Origin of the sequence: Nonomuraea jiangxiensis (assembly GCF_900099965.1) — a bacterium.
GTDB lineage: Bacteria > Actinomycetota > Actinomycetes > Streptosporangiales > Streptosporangiaceae > Nonomuraea > Nonomuraea jiangxiensis.
In genome coordinates this window covers 115,928-138,896 of the sequence record NZ_FNDJ01000001.1, presented here as the reverse complement: position 1 = coordinate 138,896, position 22,969 = coordinate 115,928, and the positions used below count along the sequence as shown (strand labels likewise).

Sequence of the window (22,969 nt, the reverse complement as noted above, 5' to 3'; positions counted from 1 at the left end):
TCGACCTCTTAAGAAGCAGCCAGGATCTGGCTGACGTATCGTGCCACCGCGCGCACGGCGCCCATCGTCACGGGATAGTCCATCCTGGTGGGCCCCAGCACGCCCAGCCGGGCCAGTTGGTTGTCGCCAGAACCGTATCCCGTCGCGACGATGGACGTGCCACGCAGATAGGGGTTTTCCGAGCCTATGCGTACGGTGAGCGCTGACGGGGTGTCTGCGGATGTCTCGCCGAGCAGTCGCATGAGCACGACCTGCTCCTCCAGCGCCTCGAGCACATCGCGCAGGCCGGTGGAGAAGTCCGCGCCCGCCAGGTTGGCCGCGCCGGCGAACACGATCTTCTCGTCGTGCCGCTCCACCAGCGTCTCCAGCAGCACCGACAGGATCGTGGCCACGACGGGCCGGTCTTCTGGCGGCAGCCGCTCCGGCAGATCGGCGACCAGTTCGGGAACGTTGCTGAGACCGCAGCCGTCGAGGCAGGCGTTGAGCACGGCGCGCAGGTGGGCGATGCGCGTGTCCTCCACCACCTCGGGCAGCTCGATCACCCGCTGCTCGACCCGGCCGGTGTTGGTGATCAGCACGAGCATGACCCGCCGGTCGTTGAGCGGCACGAGCTCGACGTGCCTGACCGTCGAACGCGTCAGCGTCGGGTATTGCACGACCGCGACCTGCCTGGTGAGCTGCGCGAGGAGCCGGACCGTGCGGGTCACCACGTCGTCGAGGTCGACCGCTCCGGCGAGGAACGTCTCGATCGCCCTGCGCTCGGCCGCCGACAGCGGCTTGACCTGCGAGAGCCGGTCGACGAACAGGCGGTAGCCCTTGTCGGTCGGCACCCGGCCCGCACTGGTGTGCGGCTGCGTGATGTAGCCCTCCTCCTCCAGCGCGGCCATGTCGTTTCTGACCGTGGCGGGGGAGACTTTCAGATTGTGGCGCTCGGCGAGCGCCTTGGAGCCCACCGGTTCGTTGGTGGACACGTAGTCTTCGACAATGGCGCGGAGCACCGCCAGCTTCCGATCGTCGAGCACGTGCTCACCTCCTGCCTCTGTCATTATGGGAAAACGAGCCGACTAGCACTCGGTGTTCCCGAGTGCCAAGTGTACGGCTCTCACCCACAAGGTGCGATAACGCAAGGTCGCATCCTGCTTCTGGCTTCCGGGAACCGACAGGCCCCACACTTGCGCACATGACCGACGATTCACCGACCCCGTCGTACGGCCCGCCGCCCGGGCAGGGTCCCGACCACGGTCAACAGCAACCTCCTCAGGATCAACCGCCCCAGCACCGGCCCGAACCCGGCTACGGACCCCAACCGGGACCCCGGCCGGGTCACTGGGTCCAACCAGAATCCCAGCCCGGCCATGGTCCCCAGCCGGGGTCTCAGCCGGGCTACGGCCCGCCGGCCCAGTACGGTCCACAACCTCAGTACGGACAATACGGCCAATTACCTCAATTCCCTCCAAGAATCGATCCCAAATCCGTCCGGCCGCGCCTTTGGTGGATCGCGCTCGCCTGGAGTGTGGCCGCCGTGTGCGCGATCGTGGGCGTGGCCATGTTCGCCCCCGGCGTGGTGAGCAGCGTGTCAGGGGTGGCGCCGACGCGGTCGTTCGCCTCCGGGGAAACCGTCACGGTGCCCGTCGACCCGGCGGACAAGCCCGCGATCTATCTCGCCAGCGACACGCCCGTCACCTACGAGTGCTCGATCTCCGGCGGCCCCGGCCAGGCCCGGCTCGCCAAGACCACGGGCACCCGGACGGTCACGGACGGCGGCAACGTGTGGGAGCAGATCCTCGTGATCAACGCGCCCGCCAAGGGCGACTACCAGCTCACGTGCGCCAACCGGGAACAGGCCACCGTGCGTTACGGCGTCGGCCGCGAGGTGAGGACCGCCGTGGGCGGCGTCTTCGGCGGGCTGGCGGCGCTGGTGCTGATCCTCGGCATCGGACTGCTCGTCGGGATCGGCGGCACGGTCGCGGTCCTGGTACGGAGGAGTGGCTTCCGCAAGCGCCTTGCGGTGGGCGGGTGATTTGCTACGGTCCCCGTGTGTACGAGGGCGATGTACTGGCGGGGAATTGGCGTCGGCCGGGCAAGGGGAAGATCCCGAAAGTGCCCGCCGAGCAGGACCTGGTCGTGGAGGATGCCGACAGCGGCTTCTGCGGCGCGGTGGTGGCCTGTGACAAGGAGGCCGTCACGCTGGAGGACCGGTTCGGCAGGCGACGGTTGTTCCCGCTCGCGCCCGCCGCGTTCCTGCTGGAGGGCAAACCCGTGACCCTGGTACGCCCGGCGGCGACGGCCCCCGCGGGACCCCGGCGCAGCGCGTCGGGTTCGATCGCCGTGGACGGCCTGCGGGCGCGGGTGGCCAGGGAGAGCCGGATCTATGTCGAGGGCGTGCACGACGCCGCCCTGGTGGAGAAGATCTGGGGCCACGATCTGCGGGTCGAGGGCGTCGTGGTCGAATATCTCGAGGGCGTGGACCATCTGCCGGCCATCGTGGCGGAGTTCGCCCCCGAGCCGGGGCGCCGGCTCGGGGTGCTGGTCGACCATCTCGTGCCCGGATCCAAGGAGAGCAGGATCGCCGCGGAGATCACCTCACCGGACGTGCTCGTGGTGGGGCATCCGTACATCGACATCTGGCAGGCGGTCAAACCGTCGGTGCTGCGCATCCCCGGCTGGCCCGACGTGCCGCGCGGGGTGCCCTGGAAGGAGGGCGTGATCGCCGCCCTGGGCTGGCGGACGGAGCCCGCGGACGCGTGGCGGCGCATCCTCGGCGCCGTCTCGACTTATACGGACCTGGAGCCGGAGTTGCTCGGCCGGGTCGAGGAACTGATCGACTTCGTTACGGAGACACCATGAGCCAGGACCCGCCCCAGGCGCCCGACGGCACCGGGGACGACGACCGTACCCGCCGCGTGACCCCCGCGGACCTCCCCCCGCCGAGCCCCGGCTCCGGCCCCCAGCCCGGTTACGGCTACGGCCGGCAATCGGGCTCCCAGCCCGGCTACGGTCATCAGCCCGGTTCCGCGCCCGACTACGGCCAGCAGTACGGCTATGGGCAGCAGCCGCCGAGCCACGGCCAGCAGCCCTACGGGCAGCCGGGCTACGGCCAGCCGGGCTACGGTCAGCCGGGCTACGGCCAGCAGGGTTACGGCCAGCAGGGTTACGGCCAGCAGGGTTACAGTCAGCAGAACTACGGCCAGCAAGGCTACGGCCAGCCGGGCTACGGCCAGTCCGCTCCCCAGCCCGGATACGGACAACCCGGCTACGGGCCGTCGCCCGGGTACGGGTCCGGACAACCCGGCTACGGCTACCCGCCCGGCCCCCGCGAGCCGCACGTCCCCGGCCGCTACGGCCCCCGCCCCGGCACCGACGACACCACGATGGCCATGCTGTCCCACCTCCTGGGCCTGCTGGTCTCCTGGATCGGCCCGCTGATCATCTACCTGATGAAGAAGGACGAGTCCCCCTACGTCAGGGACCAGGCGGCAGAGGCGCTCAACTTCCAGCTGACGATGTTCATCGGCTACGTCATCGCGGGCTTCCTGACGCTGCTCTTCATCGGGTTCCTGCTGTTCCCGGTCATCTGGATCCTGTCCCTGATCTTCCACATCCAGGCCGCGATGGCCACCAACAAGGGCCGGAACTACCGCTACCCGTTCGCCATCCGCATGATCACCTAGACCACCAGGTCCCTGATGAGCGCGTCGGCCAGCAGCCGCCCCTGGAGCGTGAGCACCATCAGCCCCGACCTGAACGCCGCCGGCTCCAGCAGCCCGCGCGCCAGGGCGCTCGCCACGGTCGTACGCGCGGCGGGCGCCACGTCGGCGAGCGGGTAACCGGACGACAGCCGCAACTCCAGCATCAGCCGCTCGGCAGCCCGGTCGTCGTCGGAGAGCACCTCGCGGGCGTGGGCGGGCGAGGCGCCGGCGGCCAGCCGCTGGGCGTAGGCGGCGGGATGCTTGACGTTCCACCACCGGGTGCCGCCGACGTGGCTGTGCGCGCCGGGGCCGGCCGCCCACCAGTCGCCGCCGGTCCAGTAGAGCAGGTTGTGCCGGCAGCGGGCGGCGTCGGAGCGGGCCCAGTTGGACACCTCGTACCAGCGGAAGCCGGCCGCGGCCAGCATCTCGTCGGCGATCTCGTAACGGTCGGCGGCCACGTCGTCGTCGGGCATCGGCAGCTCGCCGCGCCGGATCCGGGCGGCCAGCCGGGTGCCGTCCTCGACGATCAGCGAGTATGCCGACACGTGGTCGGGCCCGGCCTCGATCGCCGCGGCCAGCGAGGCCCGCCAGTCGTCGTTTGACTCGCCGGGCGTGCTGTAGATCAGGTCCAGGTTGACGTGCTCGAACCCGGCCGCCCTCGCCTCGCGTACGGCCGCCGCCGCCCGGCCCGGCGTGTGCCGGCGGTCGAGCACGCGCAGCACGTGCTCGCTGGCGCTCTGCATGCCGAAGCTGACCCGGTTGAAACCGCCCTGGCGGAGCTTCTCCAGGTAGCCGGGGTCCACGGACTCGGGATTGGCCTCCGTCGTGACCTCGGCGTCCGGCCTCAGCCCGAACTCCGAGTCGATCGCGGCCAGAATCCTGGCCAGGTCCTCGGGCGGCAGCAGGGTGGGCGTGCCACCGCCGAAGAACACCGTCTCCACTGGCAGGTCGGCCGTGCCGAGGACGGCGCGGGCGAGCCGCACCTCCGCCACGACCGTGTCCGCGTAGTCCCGCTGAGAGGCGCCTGGGCCCAGCTCGGCGGCGGTGTAGGTGTTGAAGTCGCAGTAGCCGCAGCGGGTGACGCAGAACGGCACGTGCACGTAGAAGCCGAACGGGCGCTCGCTGAGGCCGCTCAGCGCGCTGTCGGGCAGCTCGCCGGAGGTGGGCGCGGGATCGCCGTCGGGCAGGGTGGATGGCACGCCTCCCAGTCTGCCCGGCCCGCGAGAGTGCTCCGATCCGGCTGCGAACCACGTGGATTCCCCACCGCAAGCCTTCTGTGATCCGCCGGTGTTGCTGTTCGCCGCCCGCGCGTACGCCTGGGTGGTGGTGTCGAGTCCGGGGGAGGTCACGCGGATCGTTGACGGGGAGGCACCGCGGACCTACGATCGCGTCTACTTATAGGAAAGTTTCTTATAAGTTCGTCCCCTGGAGACGCCCGTGAAGAAGAAGGTCCTGATCACGCTCGCGCTCTTACTCGGCTTCTCGGCGGTCTCCGTGCCCGCCGAGGCCCGCACCGAATTCAAGCGGGTCGCCTACTTCGTGCAGTGGGGCATCTACGGGCGCAATTACCACGTCAAGGACGTGGACGCCACGGGCGCCGCGGCCAAGCTCACGCACCTGAACTACGCCTTCGGCTTCGTCAATGCCGAGGGCGCCTGCTACTCGGCCGACCCGTGGGCGGACTGGCAGCGGCCGGTGCCCGCGGAGCAGAGCGTGGACGGTGTCGCCGACGCGCCCGGCCAGGCCCTGAACGGCAACCTCAACCAGCTCCGCAAGCTCAAGGCCAAGCACCCCGACCTCAAGGTGCTGATCTCGCTGGGCGGCTGGACCGGGTCGGCCTACTTCTCCGACGCGGTGCTCACCGCCGAGTCGCGGGCCGCGCTGGCGCGCTCGTGCATCGACCTGTGGCTGCGCGGCAACCTGCCGGGGCTGGAGCCGGGCGCGGGGGCCGGCGTGTTCGACGGCATCGACCTGGACTGGGAGTGGCCAGGCTCGGCGGGGGCCGAGGGCAATGTCATCAGGCCCGAGGACCGGCGGAACTTCACGCTGTTCGTGGCCGAGCTGCGCTCGCAGCTGCGCGCGTACTCGCGGTCGGCGCAGCTCTCGGCCTTCCTGCCCGCGGCGGCGGCGAAGATCGACGCCGGGTTCGAGGTGCGCGAGGTGTTCAAGCTGCTCGACTTCGCCACCATCCAGGGGTACGACCTGCACGGCACGTGGGAGCCGCAGACCGGTCACAACGGCAACCTGTTCAGGGATCGGCGGGATCCGAACCCGGTGAAGTACAGCGTGGACCAGACCGTGCGCGACTACCTGTCGCGGGGCGCGCCCGGCCGCAAGATCGTCGTCGGCGTGCCCGCGTACGGACAGGGCTGGACCGGCGTCACGAGCGGCGGCGACGGCCTCTACCGGCCCGCCACGGGACCCGCACAGGGTAAGTGGGGCCCGGGCACCGAGGACTACAAGGACCTGGTCTCCAAGCCCGGCAAGCGCTACCGCGACCTGCGGACGGGCGCCATGTGGCTCTACGACGGGAACGAGTTCTGGTCGTACGACGATCCGGCGATGCTGCTGGAGAAGGCCGCCTACATCCGGCTCAAGGGGCTGGGCGGCTCGATGCTGTGGTCCATCGACCAGGACGACTCACGCGCCTCCCTCACCTCGGCCCTGTACACCGTCCTACGCTGACCCGACTCATCGGCCGGGCGGTGGCTTACCCGCCCGGCCCGGTGCCTGCCCGGCCGCCGCGGAGGCCCGTTCTCATGGGCAAGAGCGGGATGTCGCGATCCCGCGTAGAGACCCGACCCGAGAGTCTCAGTGCCGGGAGTCCAGGACTTGCTCGGCCAGTTCATCCCATCTGGCGTCGTGTCCGGGCACGGCCAGGATGCGGCGGAGGGCGTCCCGGTCCTGGTGCCTGGCCCGGAACCAGTCGCCCACGCTCACCCCGCGCTCGGGCCGCTCCAGGACCTCCACCGCGTCCCCTTCACCCAGCTCCCCGAGCTCGACCACCCTCAGGTACGCCCCCGGCCGCGCCGCCTTGGTGAAGCGCTTGAGCCAGCCCGGCTCGTCCATCCAGTTGCGGAACACCACGCACGGGATCCGGGGCCCGCTCACCTCCAGCACCGCGCTTCCCACCCGCCACCGCTCGCCGACCAGCGCGTTGGTGACGTCGAGCCCGGAGGTGGTGAGGTTCTCGCCGAACAGCCCGGCGCGTAGCCGCCGCCCGAGCTCACCCTCCCACCAGGCGTAGTCCTCACTGGCATAGGCGTAGACCGCCTGGTCCGGTGAGCCGTGGTGCTTCTGGTCGGCCCGCTCGTCCCCGGCCAGCCCGTTGGTCACCACTTTCACCCGGCCACCGACCGCCTGCTTGTCGATGGCCGTACGCCGTAAGGTGCCCGCCCACTCGGCCTCGACAACGGTGCCCACGTTCACGGAGATGATGCGCATAATCGCGACGGTAACCGCAGGCCCCATCCCTCCGCGACCCCAATTCCACCCCGCTCGGAGCCCCCACCCCGGGCGGTGCGCGGCCTCGGTCCGCGCCGGGTCTCCACCTCAGGGTGGAGATCCGGAGGGTCAACCCGTGGGCCGATCCGATGCGAGCCCCGCCTCCCTACGGTCATATCCGTGGAACAGCTACAGATCTCCCTCCTCGTCCTCCTCGCCATCGCCTTCGTCATCTACCGCCAGCTGCAGGCCCGCCCCACGGGCCGGCCTGTCATCCTCATCACCTCAGGCGTCATGATCGTCGCCGGCCTCGTGCTGGGCGGGCTCTTCGACTCCCGGCACGTCGCGGTCAGCGTGGCGCTGCTTCTGGTGGAGGCCGCCGCCTCCGTCGCGCTCGGCATGTGGCGGGCCTCGACCGTACGGGTGTGGCTGGACGGCTCCGGCGTCGCCTGGTCCAAGGCCACCGGCTGGACCCTGGTGGGCTGGCTGGCCTCGATAGCGACCCGCCTCGTCCTGCTCTACGCCGGGAACCTCCTCGGCCTGTCCCCCTCCACCGGCGGCATCCTGCTGTTCGTGGGCATCACCATCGGTGTCCAGTCGTATCTCGTCGCCCGCCGGGGCCGTGCGCTCGCCAGCACGGGCAGGCAAGCGGATACCGTCGTGGCGTGAGACGTGCGCTGTCCGGAATCGCCCCCACCGCGCTGCGGCTGGGGGTGATCGCCCTGCTGATCGTGGCTCAGGTCAGAGCGACTCCCGCGCCGGGCCTCACCGGCGCCTCCCTTGCCATCACCGTCCTGACCGCCCTGCTGGCCCTCACCCTGCTCGCATTCGTGCTCCTGTCCCGGCGAACCCCGTCCGACCAGCCCAGCCGCCCCTCGGCAAGCAACCACCACGAGTCGGCCGCCCACCTCCCGGCCGACCAACCGCCCCGACCATCGGGCCGGTCGTGGTGGGCGTCGTTCCGGTCGGCGTGGCGGCCACCGCACCCCGCCGCGCTGATCGCCCTCAGTCTGGCGGTGATGCTCGCCGTCGCCCTCAACACGCTCACCGAGGGCGGCGCGGTGATCGGGGTGCTGCTCATCTCCATCAGCGTGGTGGCGACCCGCTTCCCCCTGCAGCAATCGTTGCCGATCGGGCTGCTGGCCGTGGGGGGCCTGTTGGTGGCCGACCTGCTGTCAGGCGGTATGACGCGGGACTTCACCCTCGTCCTCAGCGTCTGCCTGATCTTCCTGCTCAGCTATGCGGCCAAGCAGCGCAGGGCCACCAGGGCCGCCCAGGCCCGCGAAGCCGTGCTGGCCGAGCGTGCCAGGATCGCCAGGGAGATCCACGACATCCTGGCGCACTCCCTGTCGGCTCAGCTCGTCCACCTGGAGGGCGCCAGGATGCTGCTGCGCGCGGAGCGCTCGGCCGAGGCCCTCGACCGGGTCACCCACGCCCGCGACCTGGCCAAGTCGGGGCTGGAGGAGGCCAGCAGGGCGGTGTCAGCGCTGCGCGATGACCCGCCGGCGCTCCCCACGGCCCTGCGCACGCTGGCCGAGGACTTCGAGAGCACCACACACCAGACCTGTACGCTGCGCATCTCCGGCCCGGAGCACCGCCTCTCGCCGGAGACGGAGCTCGCCCTGGTCCGCACGGCCCAGGAGGCGCTCACCAACGTACGCCGCCACGCCCCCGGCAGCCCGGCCACCGTCGAACTCGCCTTCGACCCGGCCTGGTGCGACCTCCGCATCACCAACCCCGCCTCGACGCAGAAGGGCTCACCCGGGGGCGGCTACGGCCTGATGGGCATGCGCGAACGCGCCGAACTGCTGGGCGGCACGCTCTCGGCAGGCACCTACGACGGCCATTTCCTGGTGCACCTGAAGGTCCCGGCCTGACCGGGGTCAGGCCGGCGGGTTCGCCCGGGGTGGGGTGGGGTGCCGTCGGGACGGCTGGTGCTCAGTCCGAGTTGAGCTGGGACTCGCTGTCGAACCCCGTCAGGCCTAACAACGTCTCCAGCGCCGCCTGCCTGGTCTCCTCGACCGACTCACCCCGCTCACCGAAGCACTCGGCCGCCACGTCCAGCAACGCCGTCACCACCACCGCGTCGGGATAGGGCACGTCCACGAGCACCGTGCCGTCCTCCCCCGCGTCGTCGGCGACCATGTGGAGTCTCAGCAGCCGCCGCGTCTCCTCGGCCACGGCGACCCCCAGCACAGCAGCACGCTCGAATTGCTCAGCAGCACTCATGTCACCCTCCAGTCGCACTGGTGTTCGGAACAGCACGCTAGCCGCCGCCACCGACAGAATCCGATCAGTGGGCCGAGGATGAGCGCCAGAAACCCCTGCGCGCCAGCCGGTATCAGTGGCTACGCTCGAACGGTGCAGGACTCGATCATCAGCATTGATCGCCTCACGGTCGAACTCGGCGGCAACCCCGTGCTGCGGGACATGCGCCTGACCGTGTCACAGGGCGAGATCGTGGCCGTGATCGGCCCGAACGGCTGCGGCAAGTCCACCCTGCTGCGCTGCCTGGCCGGGCTCCAGCCGGTCACCTCCGGCGAGGTCCTGGTGTTCGGCCGGCCGCCCGCCGACGACACCGCGTTCTGGCGCCGCGTCTCGCTCCTCGGCGACGACCCCGCGTGGTATCCGGGGCTCACCGCCCGCGAGCACCTGGAGCTGATGAGCACCGTACACGCCCGGCCCCGCATGGCGGTGGAGGCGGCGCTGGAGGTGTTCGCGCTGGTGGAGAGGGCCGACGCGCCGCCGCTCAACCTGTCCACCGGCCAGCGCCAGCGTCTCTGCCTGGCCGCGGCGCTGCTGCGGCCCAGCTCGCTGCTGCTGCTCGACGAGCCCGAACGCGGTCTGGACGTCGGATTCCGCGCCCGGCTGGCGGGCCTGCTCCACGAATACACCGCCGAGGGCGGCACCGTCGTCCTGGCCACCCACGACCAGGACCTGGCCTCCCACGCCCGCCAGGTCTCACCCTCGGGGGCGACGGCCGCATGAGCGAACGCCCGGCCCCCACCGCCCGTGGCCACCACGACATGACCGAATCCGTCGGCAGCGTACGCGCCGTGCGGGCGTTCCTGTGGTCCCGCCGCCGTGCCCGCCCCAGCCTGCTCGACCGGTACGTGACCGGCTTCGGGCTGGCGATGCTGGCCGCCGTGTTCGGCACGCCCGTCACCTCCACCCTCGAAGGGCTGAACCTTCAGATCGACCCCTCGCGCACGGGTGCCGGGGTGGCACTGGTGGCGCTGGCGCTGGCCGGTTTCCTGGCCACGGCCCGCGCGGCGGGACCCGTGCTGCTGCCCTCCCCCGACGCCTCCTGGCTGCTGCTCTCGCCGCTGAACCGGCGGCAGCTGCTCGGGCCCACCGGGCGGATGCTGGTGCTGGTCGCGGTGATGGCGGGCGCACTGCTCGGGCTGGGCCTGGTGATGGCGCTGGGCGCGCCCGACCCGATCGTGTGGCGGGTGCTGGGCGCGCTGGCGCTCGGCGTCTCGGCGGCCGTGGGCGGGATGGCGCTGGCGGTGCTCGGCCAGGCGTCCCAGTCGTGGCAGGTCTGGCTGACGGTCGTCACGGCAGCGCTGATGGCCTTGGCGGTGCTGGCGGTGAGCGGCCGGCTCCGTACGGTGCTCGCCCTCGCCGCGAACGCTCCCCTGCCCGCGGTGACCGCCGCCGCGTCCGGCGCCGCCGCGGTCGCCGCCTTCCTGGTGGGCCGGGCATGGGTGGCGCTCGACCGCATCCCCACCCGTGCCCTCGTGACGGCCTCGACCCGCGGCGGCCACGTGGCGAACGCGGCCGTCGTCCTCGACCCCGGCGCGCTCACCTGGATCGCCGAGGACAACCACTGGCGGGCCAGGAGGCTCACCTCGCGGCGCTGGCCCGCCCTGCCCGCCCCTCTGGCGCTGGCGTGGCAGGACTGGCGCCGCCTGGGCCGCAGGCCGGGACGGCTGGCGGCCATGTTCGCGCTGGCGGCGTTGCCCGCCGTGCTGGCCCAGGCGGGCGGCCCGCCGCCGGTGCTCGGCGGCGCCGTGCTGGCGGGGGCGCTGGCCGTGGCGGTCACGGGCACGTCGGGGGCGCGCCGGGACGGCGACAATCCCGCCCTGGCCAGACTGATCGGCGTGGGCCACCGCCAGGCCCTCGCCGCCCGCGCGATCCTGCCCGCCCTGCTCGGCGGCGCCTGGGCGACCCTGGCCCTGGTCTGGGTGAGCGTCCTGACCGGGGCGTTCTCCGGGACCTGGTGGTGGTTGGGCCTGCCGGTCGCACCGGCGCTGGCCGCCGCTGCCCTGCGCATGGCCGGGCGCAGCCCCGTCGACCACTCCGCGCCGGTCCTGGACACCCCGGGCGGCCCGGTCCCGACCGGTCCGCTGATCTGGGCGTTCACCGGCATCGATCTGGCCCTGATCGGCTGTCTGCCCGCCGTGGCGGCATTGTTCTCCGCACCTGCCCGGCCGGGCACGTTCCTGGCGGTCCAGGCCGTCGCGGGTGCGCTGGTCCTGGCGGGGTATTTGTGGCGGGCGCGCCCTCGCACGGCTCAAGAGACCGTGACGGGCCCAGCCACCAAGGGAACGGCTCAGGCGACGTAGACGTCGTTGGGGACGCCCCCGTACGGGATCGTTCGCTGTTTGTGCATGCCCGCCCGCTCCGCCACCTTCCGTGACGGGGCGTTGATGTCGCGGATCACCGCCACGACGGTCCCGAGGTCCTTGCCCACCAGCAGCGCCGCCTCCGCGAGCTCCACCGCGTACCCGTGTCCCCAGGCCGAGGGGCGGAAGCGGTAGTAGAGGTTCAGTACCTCGTCCCCGGCGATGACGGCGCGGCGCAGGCCGCCGAAGCCGATCACGCGGGACTCACCCACCGGCCGCGCCGCCCAGTAGCCGAGGCCGCGCTCCGACCAGTCCGCCAGCCAGAGGTCCAGCATGGCCCGGCTCGACTCCAGGTCGGGGCTGGGCCCTCCGGGGTTGTAAACGCTTGTTCGCGGATCGGAGTGGATTTCGTGGACGGCAAGGAGATCGTCGGCCGTGACCCGAGAAAGCAGCATTCGCGCCGTCTGCACCACTTCCATGTCTTTAAGGGTAATAGCTACCCAAAAAGGAGTGGTAAGGACGTCCCCAGATAGGGGTGAGACCTGCTACTTCTTGGTCTTGTCCCCGCCGGAGTCGGTGGACAGCGCGGCAACGAAGGCCTCCTGGGGCACCTCGACCCGGCCGACCATCTTCATCCGCTTCTTGCCTTCCTTCTGCTTCTCCAGCAGCTTGCGCTTACGGGAGATGTCACCGCCGTAACACTTGGCGAGCACGTCCTTGCGGATGGCGCGGATGTTCTCGCGGGCGATGACCCGGGCCCCGATGGCGGCCTGGATCGGCACCTCGAACTGCTGCCGCGGGATCAGCTCGCGCAGCTTTTTCGCCATGTCCACGCCGTAGGCGTAGGCCTTGTCCTTGTGCACGATCGCGCTGAAGGCGTCGACCGCCTCGCCCTGCAGCAGGATGTCGACCTTGACCAGATCGGCCTGCTGCTCGCCCGCCGGCTCGTAGTCGAGCGAGGCGTAGCCCCGGGTGCGCGACTTGAGCTGGTCGAAGAAGTCGAAGATGATCTCGCCGAGCGGCAGCGTGTAGCGGATCTCGACCCGGTCCTCCGACAGGTAGTCCATGCCGAGCAGCTGCCCGCGCCGCCCCTGGCAGATCTCCATGATCGCCCCGATGAACTCGGCAGGCGCCAGGATCGTCGACTTCGTCACCGGCTCGTACACCTCGGCGATCTTCCCGCCCGAGGGGAACTCCGACGGGTTGGTGACGGTGTGTTCGGCGCCGTCCTCCATGACCACGCGGTAGACCACGTTGGGCGCCGTCGAGATCAGCGACAGCCCGAACTCCCGCTCCAGCCGCTCCCGCACGATCTCCATGTGCAGCAGCCCGAGGAAGCCGACGCGGAACCCGAAGCCGAGCGCCGCCGACGTCTCCGGCTCGTAGACCAGCGCGGCGTCGTTGAGCTGCAGCTTGTCGAGCGCCTCGCGCAGCTCGGGGTATTCGTCGCCGTCGATCGGATAGAGCCCGGAGAACACCATGGGCTTGGGGTGCTCGTAGCCCGCCAGCATCTCGCTCGCGGACTTGGTCGCCGAGGTGACCGTGTCACCCACGCGCGACTGGCGCACGTCCTTGACGCCGGTGATGAGGTAGCCCACCTCGCCGACGCCCAGCCCCAGGTCGGCGGGCTTGGGCTCGGGAGAGATGACGCCGATCTCCAGAGTCTCGTGGGTGGCGCTGGTGGACATCATCAGGATGCGCTCGCGCTTGCCCAGGTGGCCGTCCACGACCCGGACGTACGTGACCACGCCCCGGTAGGTGTCGTAGACCGAGTCGAAGATCAGCGCACGGGCGGGCCGGTCGGCCGCGCCCACCGGCGCGGGCACCGTCTGGACCACGTGGTCGAGCAGCTCGCGCACGCCCTCGCCGGTCTTGCCCGACACCCTGAGCACCTCGGAGGGGTCGCAGCCGATCAGCCCGGCCAGCTCCTCGGCGAACTTCTCCGGCTGCGCCGCCGGCAGGTCGATCTTGTTGAGCACGGGGATGATGTGCAGGTCAGCGTTCATGGCCAGGTAGAGGTTGGCCAGCGTCTGCGCCTCGATGCCCTGGGCCGCGTCGACCAGGAGGATCGCGCCCTCGCACGCCTGCAGCGACCGGGACACCTCGTAGGTGAAGTCGACGTGGCCCGGCGTGTCGATCATGTTGAGCACGTGCCCGTCCCACGGCAGCCGCACGGCCTGGGACTTGATCGTGATGCCCCGCTCGCGCTCGATGTCCATCCTGTCGAGGTATTGGGCCCGCATGGAACGCTCGTCGACCACGCCGGTGATCTGCAGCATCCGGTCGGCAAGGGTCGACTTGCCATGGTCGATATGCGCGATGATGCAGAAGTTGCGGATCAACGCGGGGTCGGTCTGGCCAGGCTGAGTGCGCACCGAAGTCCGTTTCGACAAGGTTGAGGACAAGCAGTCTTCCATGGTGACATGCCCGGATGAGCATCCGAACCGTCATCCGCCGCGGCCTGCGCCTAGTCGCGCTTGCCTTGGCCATCGTGGTCGCGCTGGTCGGCCTCCTGGCCACCGCGCTCCGGATCCAGTTTACCGGTGCACCGGCGGCATGGGCGAAGAGCACGGGCAACGACGCTCTCTGGCTGGGCCACGCGTGGGTGGACGGCCGCCGTACGGAGCAGGACGTCGAGCGGCTGGCCGTACGGCTGCGCGCCACCGGCGTCAAGGACGTGTACGTGCATTCCGGCCCGTTCGAATACGACGGCCGGTTAAATCCCGCCAAATACCCCAACGCCGGAAATTTCGTGAAGTGGATGCACCAGCACCTCCCCGCCATCCGCATCTCCGCCTGGCTCGGACAGACCGTCGAGAACGGCCTCGACCTCGACGACCCCGCCGCCCGCGAGAACGTGCTGGCCGGCGTGGCCGCCATCATGCGGCAGGGCTATGACGGCATCCACTACAACTTCGAGCCGATCGGCGACGGCGACACCGACTTCCTCGACCTGCTGGAACGGACCAGGCAGCACACCCGGCTGCTGTCCACCTCGACCCCGCAGATCGAGCCGTACCCCGGCATGCGCCCGGCCTTCCGGGTCGTGCTCGGCCACGACAAGTTCTGGTCCCCGGGCTACTTCAGGCAGGTCGTGGACCGGGTGGACCAGGTCGCCATCATGACCTACGACTCGTTCACCCCGCTGGAGAGCCTCTACGGCGGTCACGTGGTCCGCCAGGCGGGCCTGGCCCTGGACCTGGTCCCGGCCGGCAAGTCCCTGCTCATCGGCGCCCCGGCGTACCATGACCATGGAGCGGCCTGGGGCGACTACGCCGAGAGCGTCGCGACGGCGGCGGAGGGCGCCCGGCTGGCGCTGTCGGAGCACGGCCGCCGCGAGCGCTTCGGCCTGGCCCTCTACGTGGACTTCGCCGCCACGGAGGAGGACTGGCGAGAATACATGACGCGATGGCGTTGATTTGAGCAGCCGCCTGAGTTATTGGTAGCCTGTTCAACTGCGTGTGTGGCGCGCCCTCTCTCGAGCCCGCGCGCCCCATCCATCACTCAGACTTTCACCGAGGCTTCTTCGTGGCGAACATCAAGTCCCAGATCAAGCGCAACAAGCAGAACGAGAAGGCTCGTCTGCGCAACAAGGCGGTCAAGTCGTCCCTGAAGACGGCCGTCCGCAAGTTCCGCGAGGCCGCCGAGCAGGGCGACGTCGCGCAGGCCGCCGTGCTGCAGCGGGCCGCCGCCCGCCAGCTCGACAAGGCCGTCAGCAAGGGCGTCATCCACAAGAACCAGGCCGCCAACCGCAAGTCCGCGATCGCCAAGCAGGCCGCGGCGCTGGCCGCCAAGTAACACCCGCCAACGGCAGGTGGACGCCGCACTCCTTCGAGGGGTGCGGCGTTCTTGCTTCGCACCCTTTTGTCACGGTTTCGATATCACACCGGCATATCGGGTCCGTCACCGTTGCAAAGATCGCCTTGCCCTGGATCTTCCACCTGGATGAAGGTGCACTAGACCGGGACCAGGGGGACATATGCGGGGGCCGCTGATCGTCAAGCGGGCGTTCAGCGAGCCGCTGCTCCTGCTGGCCGCGTTCGGCTCGATCCTGCTGGCCACCACCACGCTGGTGGCGCTGACCATGTACGCCTCCTCCATCGCCGACGCCGGTGTCCGCAGGACGATGGAGACGGCCTCGTACCAGCAGACCACCGCCACCGTCAGCGCTCCCGTGACGGTCGAGACGTTCCCGGGGTTCGACCGGTCCGTACGCGCCGAGTTCGCCAGGGCCTACACCAGGCCGCCCGCCGTCACCACCAGCTTCGGCTCGGACTCCTACACCATGCCGGGCCAGGAGCGGCGGAAGCGGCCCGAGCTGCTCAGGTTCGGCAGCTACGACGGGCTCGACCGGCACGCCAGGCTCGTCTCCGGCGCCTGGCCGCGGGCGGGCGGCGACCGGGTCGAGGTCGCGATGTCGTTGTCGGCGGCCTCGGCGTCCGGGTTCCAGGTCGGCCAGGAGTTCACCACCACCGGACGGCTCGACCCGCGCCCCGTCCAGGTCCGCGTCGCCGGGATCTTCCAGCTCGACGACCCCTTCGGCGAACGCTGGGCCGGCGAACCGCTGCTGAGCCGGGGGACGGAACGCGGCGAGTTCACCACGTACGGGCCGCTCATGGTGGCCCGCGAGACCTTCGTCACCCACTTCGCGACCAGTGTCAACGCCACCTGGACCGCCGAGCCCGACCTGCGCGCGCTGACCCCCGCCCAGCTCCGGCCGATGGCCGCCGCGATCGACCGGGTGGAGAAGCGGCTGAAGGCCGGCGGCTGCGCCAACTGCGTGGCCGCCAGCCGGCTGCCCGAGATGCTCACGCAGCTCGACACCGCTTCCCTGGTGGCGCGCTCCACCATGCTGATCCCGGTGCTGCAACTGCTGCTGCTGGCCGCGTACGCGCTGATGCTGACGGCCCGGCTGCTGGCCGACCACCGCCGCATGGAGGTGGCGCTGCTGCGCTCACGAGGCGCGGGCACCGTGCGGCTGGCCGGGCTGGCGGGCGGCGAGGCGCTGCTGGTGGCGCTCCCCTGCGCGGTCGTGGCGCCGTTCCTGGGCCCGCCACTGCTCGCCCTGGTCAACCAGCTGCCGTGGATCAAGGCTTCCGGTGTGCGGCTGGCGCCGGTGGCCGATCTGGGCTCGTTCCTGGTGTCGTTCGGCGTGGCGCTGGCCGCGGTGGTGCTGCTGGTGCTCCCCGCGCTGGCGGGGGCCCGGCGCACCTACGTGGAGGAGCAGACGGCGCGCGGCCGGAGCGGCGGGCGGGGGCTGATCCAGCGGGCGGGCGCGGACCTGGCGCTGCTGGTCGTGGCCGCGCTGGCGATCTGGCAGCTGCGGCACTACGGCGCGCCGGTGACCGCCACCGCCGCGGGCGGGCTCGGCATCGACCCGCTCATCATCTCCGGGCCCGCGCTCGCCCTGCTCACCGGTGGCATGCTGGGCTTGAGGCTGGTGCCGCGCATCTCGAAGCCGGCCGAGAAGCTCACCTCGCGCAGGCCCACGCTCGCCCCCGCGCTCGGGGCTTGGCAGGTCAGCAGGCGGCCGCTCAAGTACGCCGGTCCCACGCTGCTGCTGACGATGGCCGTCGCGATCGGCATCGTGTCCCTGGCCACCGCCGCCACCTGGCGCGCCTCGCAGGACGACCAGGCCCGCCACCAGGCCGGGGCCGACCTGCGGCTGTCGGGCCCGCCGGACGGGCCGGAGCTGGGCTCGCTGGGCCGCGGCACGGCGTTCACCACCCTGCCGGGGGTCACGGCGGCCTCCCCCGCCTTCCGCGGGCAGACCGAGCTGAGCGGCGAGAGCGCGGTCCTGCTCGGCGTCGAGGCGGGCAAGCTGGGCGAGCTGTTCCGGTTACGGCCCGACCTGTCGGCGCAGACGGTCGAGCAGATGTCCCGGGCGCTGGCCGGGAGCCAGGCGGGCAGGCTGGAGCTCCCCGGACGGCCGGCCACGCTCACTCTGCGCGCCCGGGTGGACGCTGACCTGCCGCTGCGGCTGGTGCTCTCCGACGGGCTCGGGGTCTGGCGCGACCTGCCGCTCGGAGTGCTGCACGCCGGTGACAACCGGATCGACCTCGACCTGCGGCCGCTGGCCGGGCGCACCGGGAAGATCACGTACCCGCTGTCGTTGCGCGGCCTGATCGCCATCACGGCGCCCGGCCCCGCGAACCTGACCCTGACCGGCCTGAGCGCCGGCGGCCGTGAGCTGGCGGCGCCCCCGCTGTCGATGAAGGTGACCGGGACGAGCCCGGCCATGGCCGCCTTCGCACCGCCGCCCGCGCCCGGGCCGGTGCCCGTCGTGCTGACCGCCGACCTGGCCGCCTCGATCAAGCTGGGCGTCGGGCAGGTCGGGCCGGCCGGCATCGACCGCAAGGTCCTGCAGGTCAAAGTGGTGGCCGTGGTGGACACGATGCCGACGACCACCGCGGGGCAGCCGGCGGTGCTGGCCGACTGGGGGACGCTGCAGGCGTACGAGCTGAGCGTCGCCGAGCTGCCGCGCCCCGCCACGGAGTGGTGGCTGGCCGCGGACGATCCCACACCCGCGGTGCGCGCGCTCGCGAGCCGGCCGGAGTGGGACGTCACCGCGCTCGACGAGCGGGCGCTGGCGGCCACGCTGCGGGACGACCCGCTGGCCAGCGGGTTGCAGGGGGCGTTGATGCTGGGGTTCCTGGCGGCGCTGGTGTTCGCGGCGCTCGGGTTCCTGGTCAACGCGGCGGTCGCGGCGCGGGAACGAACCGCCGAGTTCGCGATCCTGCGGGCGCTCGGGGTGAGCTCACGGCAGATGTTCGGGCTGCTGGCGATCGAGCAGGCGTTCGTCATCGGGTTGTCGCTGGCGGCCGGCACCGGGCTCGCGCTGGTCGTAGGCGTGCTGGTGGTGCCGCACATCGTGCTGACCGGGCAGGCCACGGCCGTCTCCCCCGGCGTGCTGCTGGACATCCCGTGGGGGGCCACGGCGGCGATGCTGGCGCTGGTGGCGGCGGTGCTGTTCGCCATCGTCGCCGGGCTGGCGCGCAACCTGCGCAGGCAGGGGCTCGGCCTCCGGGAGGAACAGTGAGGATCCCCCGGCTCGCCCGGGTGCACCTGGGCCCGATGGCGGTGCTCTTCGTGCTCGCGTTGACCGCCTGCGTGCTGGTCGCGGGGCTGCCCCGGGTGACGCAGGGGGCGTTCGACCAGGCGCTGCGGCGCGCGCTGACCGGCGCCCCCGCCGTACAGGCCGACCTGGCGGTGACCGTGGAGTCGCGCTCGTCCCAGGAGGACCTGCACGAACGCGCCCAGTTCGACACCCGCGACCGGCTCTGGCACAAGCTCCTGCCGGCCACGCTGCGCCCACTGGTGGCCCCCGGCGGCCACATGAGCGCCAAGACCACGCTCACGCCCGTCACCGGCTCACACGGCGGGCGGTACCTCAACCTCGGCTGGCTGTCCGACGCCGACCGGCGCGTCGACTGGGTCCAGGGCCGCGTGCCCGGCGCGCCCGCCACGATGCGGTACGAGGGCGAGCCGATCCCCCTGATCGAGGTGGGCGTCGTGGCCGAGGCGGCGGCCAAGATGGGGCTGCGGCCGGGCCGGACGGTCGTGCTCGGCGAGAACGACCAGGTCGCGGTGAAGATCGTCGGCCTGTTCGAGGCCAAGGACCCCGGCGACCGCTACTGGAGCCACAACACCGACATCCTGCACTACACCGAGATCCAGCCCCCGAACGGCGGGGATATGGAGGTCCATACCACGACGCTGATGTCCGACGCGGGCCTGACCGCGCTCAGCGGCGCCGGGCGCAACCTGACCTACCGCTGGATCCTGCCGGTGAACGGCGCGGCGGCGAGCGCGCAGGACACCGTCGGCCTCGGCGCCGCCGTCGCCGACTTCGGGCGGCTGGTGACGCTGCAGTCGACGGGCACCCCCTACCACCTGGAGACCGGGCTGCCGAAGCTGCTCGGCGACTTCCTGGCCGCGCTGGCCACCGCGCAGACCGTCATGTACCTGGTGCTGGGCGGGCTGCTGGCGGTGGTGCTGGGCGTGATCGTGCTGGCCGTGCGGCTGCTGACCGACCGCATGGACCACGCGCTCACCGTGGCGCGGGCGCGTGGCGGGTCGCTGCGGCAGGTGGCGGGCACGGCGGCGGCGCTGACCGGGCTGGCGGTGGCGCCCGCCGCGCTGGCCGGGTACGCCTTGTCGTACCTCGTGCCGGGGCCCGTGGTGCCGATCGTGCACCTCGGGCCGGTGCTCGTGGTCGTCGCCTCCGCCGGGTTCGCCGCCGCCCGGCCTGCTGTCACGCACCGCACGCCGCTGCACGAACGCCGTGACGATGTGGTCGCCACCCGGCCGTCCGCCCGGCGGGTGACGCTGGAGGTGCTGGTCGTGGTGCTGGCGCTGGGCGGGGCGTACCTGCTGCGGGCCCGCGGGCCGGCCGCGTCCGCGGGGCAGGATCCGTTCCTGCTGGTGGTGCCGGTGACGCTGACGCTGGCGGCCGCGGTGATCACCTTGCGGTGCTATCCGTACCCGCTGCGCCTGCTCGTACGGCTGACCGCGCGCGGCCGGGCGGCCGTACCGTTTCTGGGGCTGACCAGGGCCGCCCGGGCACGCTCCGGCAGTGTGCTGCCGGTGCTGATCCTGCTGCCGGCGCTGGCCGTGTCGGTGTTCGCGGCGGTGATCTCCGACGGGATCGCGGGCACGCAGCGGCTGGCCTCCTGGGAGCAGGCCGGGGCGCCGATCCGGATCACGTCGCCGATGGAGATCCCGGCCGCCCAGGTCGAGCGGGTGCGCGGAGCCGCCGGAGTGGACCGGGTGCTGCTCGCGCAGACGGGCCGGGTCCAGCTCGGGTACGGCGCCGAGCGGGCCGAGGCGCTCGCCGTGGACGTCGGGCAGTGGCGGGAGCTCCTGGGCGACGCCCCGGTCGGCCTGCCGCCGCTGTCCGACGGCGTCCTGGTCTCGCCGGAGCTGCGGGGACGGGGGACGTTGGAGATCGGGTGGCAGTCCCGCCTGCGCCTGGCCACCCGGGGCGTCATCGACTCGGTGCCCGGTTTCTACACGCAGGGCAAGTTCCTGGTCGTGCCCCTGAGCGTCCAGGCGCGCCCGTACGTGAACACGTTGCTGGTCAGCGGCGACGCCTCACCCGCCGCGCTGCGGCGGCTGGTCCCGCAGGCCACGGTGGTGTCCCAGGCGGAGACCCTCGCCGCCATCCAGGACGATCCGCTCACCTCCACCGTGCGCTGGACGCTGCTGGTGGTGACGGTCGCGCTGGCCGGATACGCGCTGGTCGCCATCGTGCTGGCGCTGGTCGTCGGGGCCGCCGAGCGGGCCAGGGCGGTGTCGTTCCTGCGAACCCTGGGGCTTTCCGAACGGCAGGCGCAGCGGCTGACCGTGCTGGAGATCCTGCCCATGATCATCATCACCGCGCTGGCCGGACTGGGCCTGGGGCTGCTGCTCCCGGCCGCGCTCGGGCCCGGCGTGGACCTGTCCTCGTACGCCGGTGGCCTGCCCGTCGGCGACTACGCCCTCGACCTGCTCACTCCGAGCGTGCTGGCGGCCGGGCTGGCCGCTGTGGCCGTGCTCGGCGCGTACACGCACACCGCCATCGGCCGCCGTCGAGCCCTCGGCGCCGTCCTTCGATTGGGAGACCTTTCATGAACCCGACACTGTCGGAACTGGAAGCCAGGGCCACGCGGCACAAGGCCGCGTTCGGCGGGGACGCGCACATCGTGTGCGACAACCTGGTACGCATCTACAAGACCGAAGGCGTCGAGGTCGTCGCCCTGCAGGGCCTGGACCTGCTGATCGACAAGGGTGAGCTGGTCGCCATCGTGGGCGCGTCGGGATCCGGCAAGTCGACGCTGCTCAACGTGCTGTCCGGGCTGGACGTGCCGACGGCCGGGGTGGCCAGGGTCGCGGGCCTGGACCTGCTGTCCATGAGCGCCCGCGACCGGCTGCGCTACCGGCGGTCCGTGGTGGGCTTCATCTGGCAGCAGACGGCCAGGAACCTGCTGCCGTACCTGTCGGCCGCCGAGAACGTCGAGCTGCCGATGAAACTGGCCGGGAAGAAGCGGGAGCGGCGCGCCGCCGAGCTGCTCGACCTTCTGGGCGTCGGCTACTGCGCGAACCGCAAGGCCGCCGAGATGTCGGGCGGCGAGCAGCAGCGGGTGGCCATCGCCGTCGCGCTCGCCAACTCCCCGCAGCTCATCCTGGCCGACGAACCCACCGGCGAGCTGGACAGCGAGACCTCGGAGCAGGTGTTCGAGGCGTTGCGCCGGGCCAACAGGGAGCTCGGGGTCACCGCGGTCATCGTGACCCACGATCCGCTGGTGTCGGAACAGGTGGACCGTACGGTGGGCATTCGCGACGGGCGTACCAGCAGCGAGACGTTGCGGCGCGAGGACGCCGAGGGGCAGATCATCGCCGAGGAGTACGCCGTGCTCGACCGGGTGGGCCGGCTGCAACTGCCGCGCGACTTCATGAGCGCCCTGCACCTGGAACGCCGGGTACGCCTCGAACTCGAAACCGATCACATCGGCGTGTGGCCCGCCCGAGAGGAGCCGTCAAGTGACTGATTCGCCGCTGGTCGTGGTGGAGGGGCTGCGCAAGGTCTACCGGACCGGGCCCAAGGAGGTCGTGGCGCTGCGGGACGTGTCGTTCTCGGTCCACCCCGGGGAGCTGGTGGCGGTCCGGGGCCGGTCGGGGTCGGGCAAGACCACCTTGCTCAACCAGATCGGCGGCCTGGACAAACCGGACGCCGGGCGGGTGGTGGTGGACGGGCACGAGGTCACCGCCCTGTCCGAACACGGCCTGCTGGAGCTGCGCAGGGACGTGGTGGGGTTCGTGTTCCAGTCGTTCGGCCTGATCCCGGTGCTGTCGGCGGCCGAGAACGTCGGGGTGCCCATGCGGCTGGTGCGGATGCCGGTGGCGGAGCGCGAGGCCCGGGTACGGATGCTGCTCGCCCTGGTGGGGCTGGAACAGCATGTCAACCAGCGCCCGTACGAGCTGTCCGGGGGGCAGCGGCAGCGCGTGGCCATCGCCCGCTCCCTGGCCAACCGGCCCCGCTTGCTGGTGGCCGACGAGCCCACCGGGCAACTGGACTCGCAGACCGGGCGGCAGATCATGGAGCTGCTGCGGGCCCTCGTACGCAGTGAGGGGGTCACGGCCCTGGTCGCCACCCACGACCCAAGCTTGATCACCCTGGCGGACCGCGTCCTGGAAATCACAGACGGCGCCGTACATGAGCCCGCCACCCTAGTGTGAACCCCAGCCACCGCCACCACCCGACAGAAACCGCCGCCCCCACTCCCCGAC

General features: G+C 71.6%; 20 protein-coding genes. 14 read left to right on the top strand and 6 right to left on the bottom strand.

The annotated features are described in order from the left end of the window. Window positions 1–8 precede the first annotated feature (8 nt). Window positions 9–1,022, bottom strand: coding sequence for a heat-inducible transcriptional repressor HrcA (hrcA, locus tag BLS95_RS00565; protein ID WP_090927944.1), 1,014 nt, complete (start codon window positions 1,020–1,022; stop codon window positions 9–11). A 500-nt stretch (window positions 1,023–1,522) separates the two neighbouring features. On the opposite strand from hrcA, the gene BLS95_RS00560 reads away from it, so the two are divergent. Genes BLS95_RS00560 through BLS95_RS00550 form a run of 3 tightly spaced genes read left to right on the top strand, consistent with a single transcriptional unit; the run spans window position 1,523 to window position 3,671 of the window. Continuing rightward, window positions 1,523–2,020, top strand: a complete 498-nt coding sequence (locus BLS95_RS00560) for a hypothetical protein (RefSeq protein ID WP_245764742.1) — start codon at window positions 1,523–1,525, stop codon at window positions 2,018–2,020. Window positions 2,021–2,037: 17 nt separating this feature from the next. Then, the gene (locus tag BLS95_RS00555) at window positions 2,038–2,847 is read left to right on the top strand and encodes a DUF3097 domain-containing protein (RefSeq protein ID WP_090927942.1); all 810 of its coding nucleotides are present in this window, start codon (window positions 2,038–2,040) and stop codon (window positions 2,845–2,847) included. After that, window positions 2,844–3,671: a DUF4870 domain-containing protein gene (locus tag BLS95_RS00550; protein WP_090927940.1), complete on the top strand. Its 828-nt coding sequence runs from the start codon at window positions 2,844–2,846 to the stop codon at window positions 3,669–3,671. Before BLS95_RS00555 ends, BLS95_RS00550 begins: the two co-directional genes overlap by 4 nt. Here the strand turns inward: BLS95_RS00550 and hemW are convergent. Continuing rightward, window positions 3,668–4,888 carry a radical SAM family heme chaperone HemW gene (gene hemW, locus BLS95_RS00545; RefSeq protein WP_090927938.1) on the bottom strand — a complete coding sequence of 407 codons (1,221 nt, stop codon included), beginning with the start codon at window positions 4,886–4,888 and terminating at the stop codon, window positions 3,668–3,670. The two genes, BLS95_RS00550 and hemW, sit on opposite strands and share 4 nt — an antisense overlap. Window positions 4,889–5,126: 238 nt before the next feature. On the opposite strand from hemW, the gene BLS95_RS00540 reads away from it, so the two are divergent. Next, complete coding sequence (locus tag BLS95_RS00540) at window positions 5,127–6,374, top strand: glycoside hydrolase family 18 protein (RefSeq protein WP_090927936.1); 1,248 nt, start codon at window positions 5,127–5,129, stop codon at window positions 6,372–6,374. 126 nt (window positions 6,375–6,500) lie between these two features. Here the strand turns inward: BLS95_RS00540 and BLS95_RS00535 are convergent, their stop codons facing one another. After that, window positions 6,501–7,133: an MOSC domain-containing protein gene (locus BLS95_RS00535; protein ID WP_090927933.1), complete on the bottom strand. Its 633-nt coding sequence runs from the start codon at window positions 7,131–7,133 to the stop codon at window positions 6,501–6,503. 180 nt (window positions 7,134–7,313) lie between these two features. Here BLS95_RS00535 and BLS95_RS55310 point away from each other — a divergent pair, with 180 nt between their 5' ends. Beyond that, the gene (locus tag BLS95_RS55310) at window positions 7,314–7,802 is read left to right on the top strand and encodes a hypothetical protein (protein WP_176992955.1); all 489 of its coding nucleotides are present in this window, start codon (window positions 7,314–7,316) and stop codon (window positions 7,800–7,802) included. Further along, complete coding sequence (locus tag BLS95_RS00530; protein WP_176992954.1) at window positions 7,799–9,010, top strand: sensor histidine kinase; 1,212 nt, start codon at window positions 7,799–7,801, stop codon at window positions 9,008–9,010. The genes BLS95_RS55310 and BLS95_RS00530 overlap by 4 nt, the downstream gene beginning before the upstream one ends. A gap of 61 nt (window positions 9,011–9,071) precedes the next feature. Here BLS95_RS00530 and BLS95_RS00525 read toward each other — a convergent pair whose 3' ends face one another. Beyond that, window positions 9,072–9,362, bottom strand: a complete 291-nt coding sequence (locus BLS95_RS00525; protein WP_143043536.1) for a hypothetical protein — start codon at window positions 9,360–9,362, stop codon at window positions 9,072–9,074. 132 nt (window positions 9,363–9,494) lie between these two features. On the opposite strand from BLS95_RS00525, the gene ccmA reads away from it, so the two are divergent. Together ccmA and BLS95_RS00515 are read left to right on the top strand one after the other, a co-directional pair. Further along, on the top strand, window positions 9,495–10,121 hold the full coding sequence (gene ccmA, locus BLS95_RS00520) for a heme ABC exporter ATP-binding protein CcmA (RefSeq protein WP_245764741.1): 627 nt from the start codon (window positions 9,495–9,497) through the stop codon (window positions 10,119–10,121). Beyond that, on the top strand, window positions 10,118–11,701 hold the full coding sequence (locus BLS95_RS00515; protein ID WP_143043535.1) for a DUF6297 family protein: 1,584 nt from the start codon (window positions 10,118–10,120) through the stop codon (window positions 11,699–11,701). The genes ccmA and BLS95_RS00515 overlap by 4 nt, the downstream gene beginning before the upstream one ends. Here BLS95_RS00515 and BLS95_RS00510 read toward each other — a convergent pair. After that, window positions 11,689–12,180, bottom strand: coding sequence for a GNAT family N-acetyltransferase (locus tag BLS95_RS00510; RefSeq protein ID WP_245764740.1), 492 nt, complete (start codon window positions 12,178–12,180; stop codon window positions 11,689–11,691). The two genes, BLS95_RS00515 and BLS95_RS00510, sit on opposite strands and share 13 nt — an antisense overlap. 66 nt (window positions 12,181–12,246) lie before the next feature. Beyond that, window positions 12,247–14,118 carry a translation elongation factor 4 gene (gene lepA, locus BLS95_RS00505; RefSeq protein WP_090927923.1) on the bottom strand — a complete coding sequence of 624 codons (1,872 nt, stop codon included), beginning with the start codon at window positions 14,116–14,118 and terminating at the stop codon, window positions 12,247–12,249. 14 nt (window positions 14,119–14,132) lie between these two features. On the opposite strand from lepA, the gene BLS95_RS00500 reads away from it, so the two are divergent. The 6 genes from BLS95_RS00500 to BLS95_RS00475 all read left to right on the top strand — a co-directional run bounded on the left by BLS95_RS00500 (window position 14,133) and on the right by BLS95_RS00475 (window position 22,918). Continuing rightward, entirely contained in the window at window positions 14,133–15,119 is a 987-nt protein-coding gene (locus tag BLS95_RS00500) for a glycoside hydrolase family 18 protein (RefSeq protein ID WP_090927921.1), read from the top strand. 110 nt (window positions 15,120–15,229) lie between these two features. Then, window positions 15,230–15,499 (top strand): 30S ribosomal protein S20, encoded by a 270-nt coding sequence (gene rpsT, locus BLS95_RS00495; RefSeq protein ID WP_090927919.1) that lies wholly within the window; start codon window positions 15,230–15,232, stop codon window positions 15,497–15,499. Between the two features lie 181 nt (window positions 15,500–15,680). After that, window positions 15,681–18,740, top strand: a complete 3,060-nt coding sequence (locus BLS95_RS00490) for an ABC transporter permease (protein ID WP_090927917.1) — start codon at window positions 15,681–15,683, stop codon at window positions 18,738–18,740. Further along, window positions 18,737–21,313, top strand: coding sequence for an FtsX-like permease family protein (locus BLS95_RS00485; protein WP_090927915.1), 2,577 nt, complete (start codon window positions 18,737–18,739; stop codon window positions 21,311–21,313). Before BLS95_RS00490 ends, BLS95_RS00485 begins: the two co-directional genes overlap by 4 nt. Continuing rightward, window positions 21,310–22,230, top strand: a complete 921-nt coding sequence (locus BLS95_RS00480) for an ABC transporter ATP-binding protein (RefSeq protein ID WP_090927912.1) — start codon at window positions 21,310–21,312, stop codon at window positions 22,228–22,230. Before BLS95_RS00485 ends, BLS95_RS00480 begins: the two co-directional genes overlap by 4 nt. After that, window positions 22,223–22,918, top strand: coding sequence for an ABC transporter ATP-binding protein (locus BLS95_RS00475; RefSeq protein WP_245764739.1), 696 nt, complete (start codon window positions 22,223–22,225; stop codon window positions 22,916–22,918). Before BLS95_RS00480 ends, BLS95_RS00475 begins: the two co-directional genes overlap by 8 nt. The last annotated feature ends 51 nt before the right edge of the window (window positions 22,919–22,969 follow it).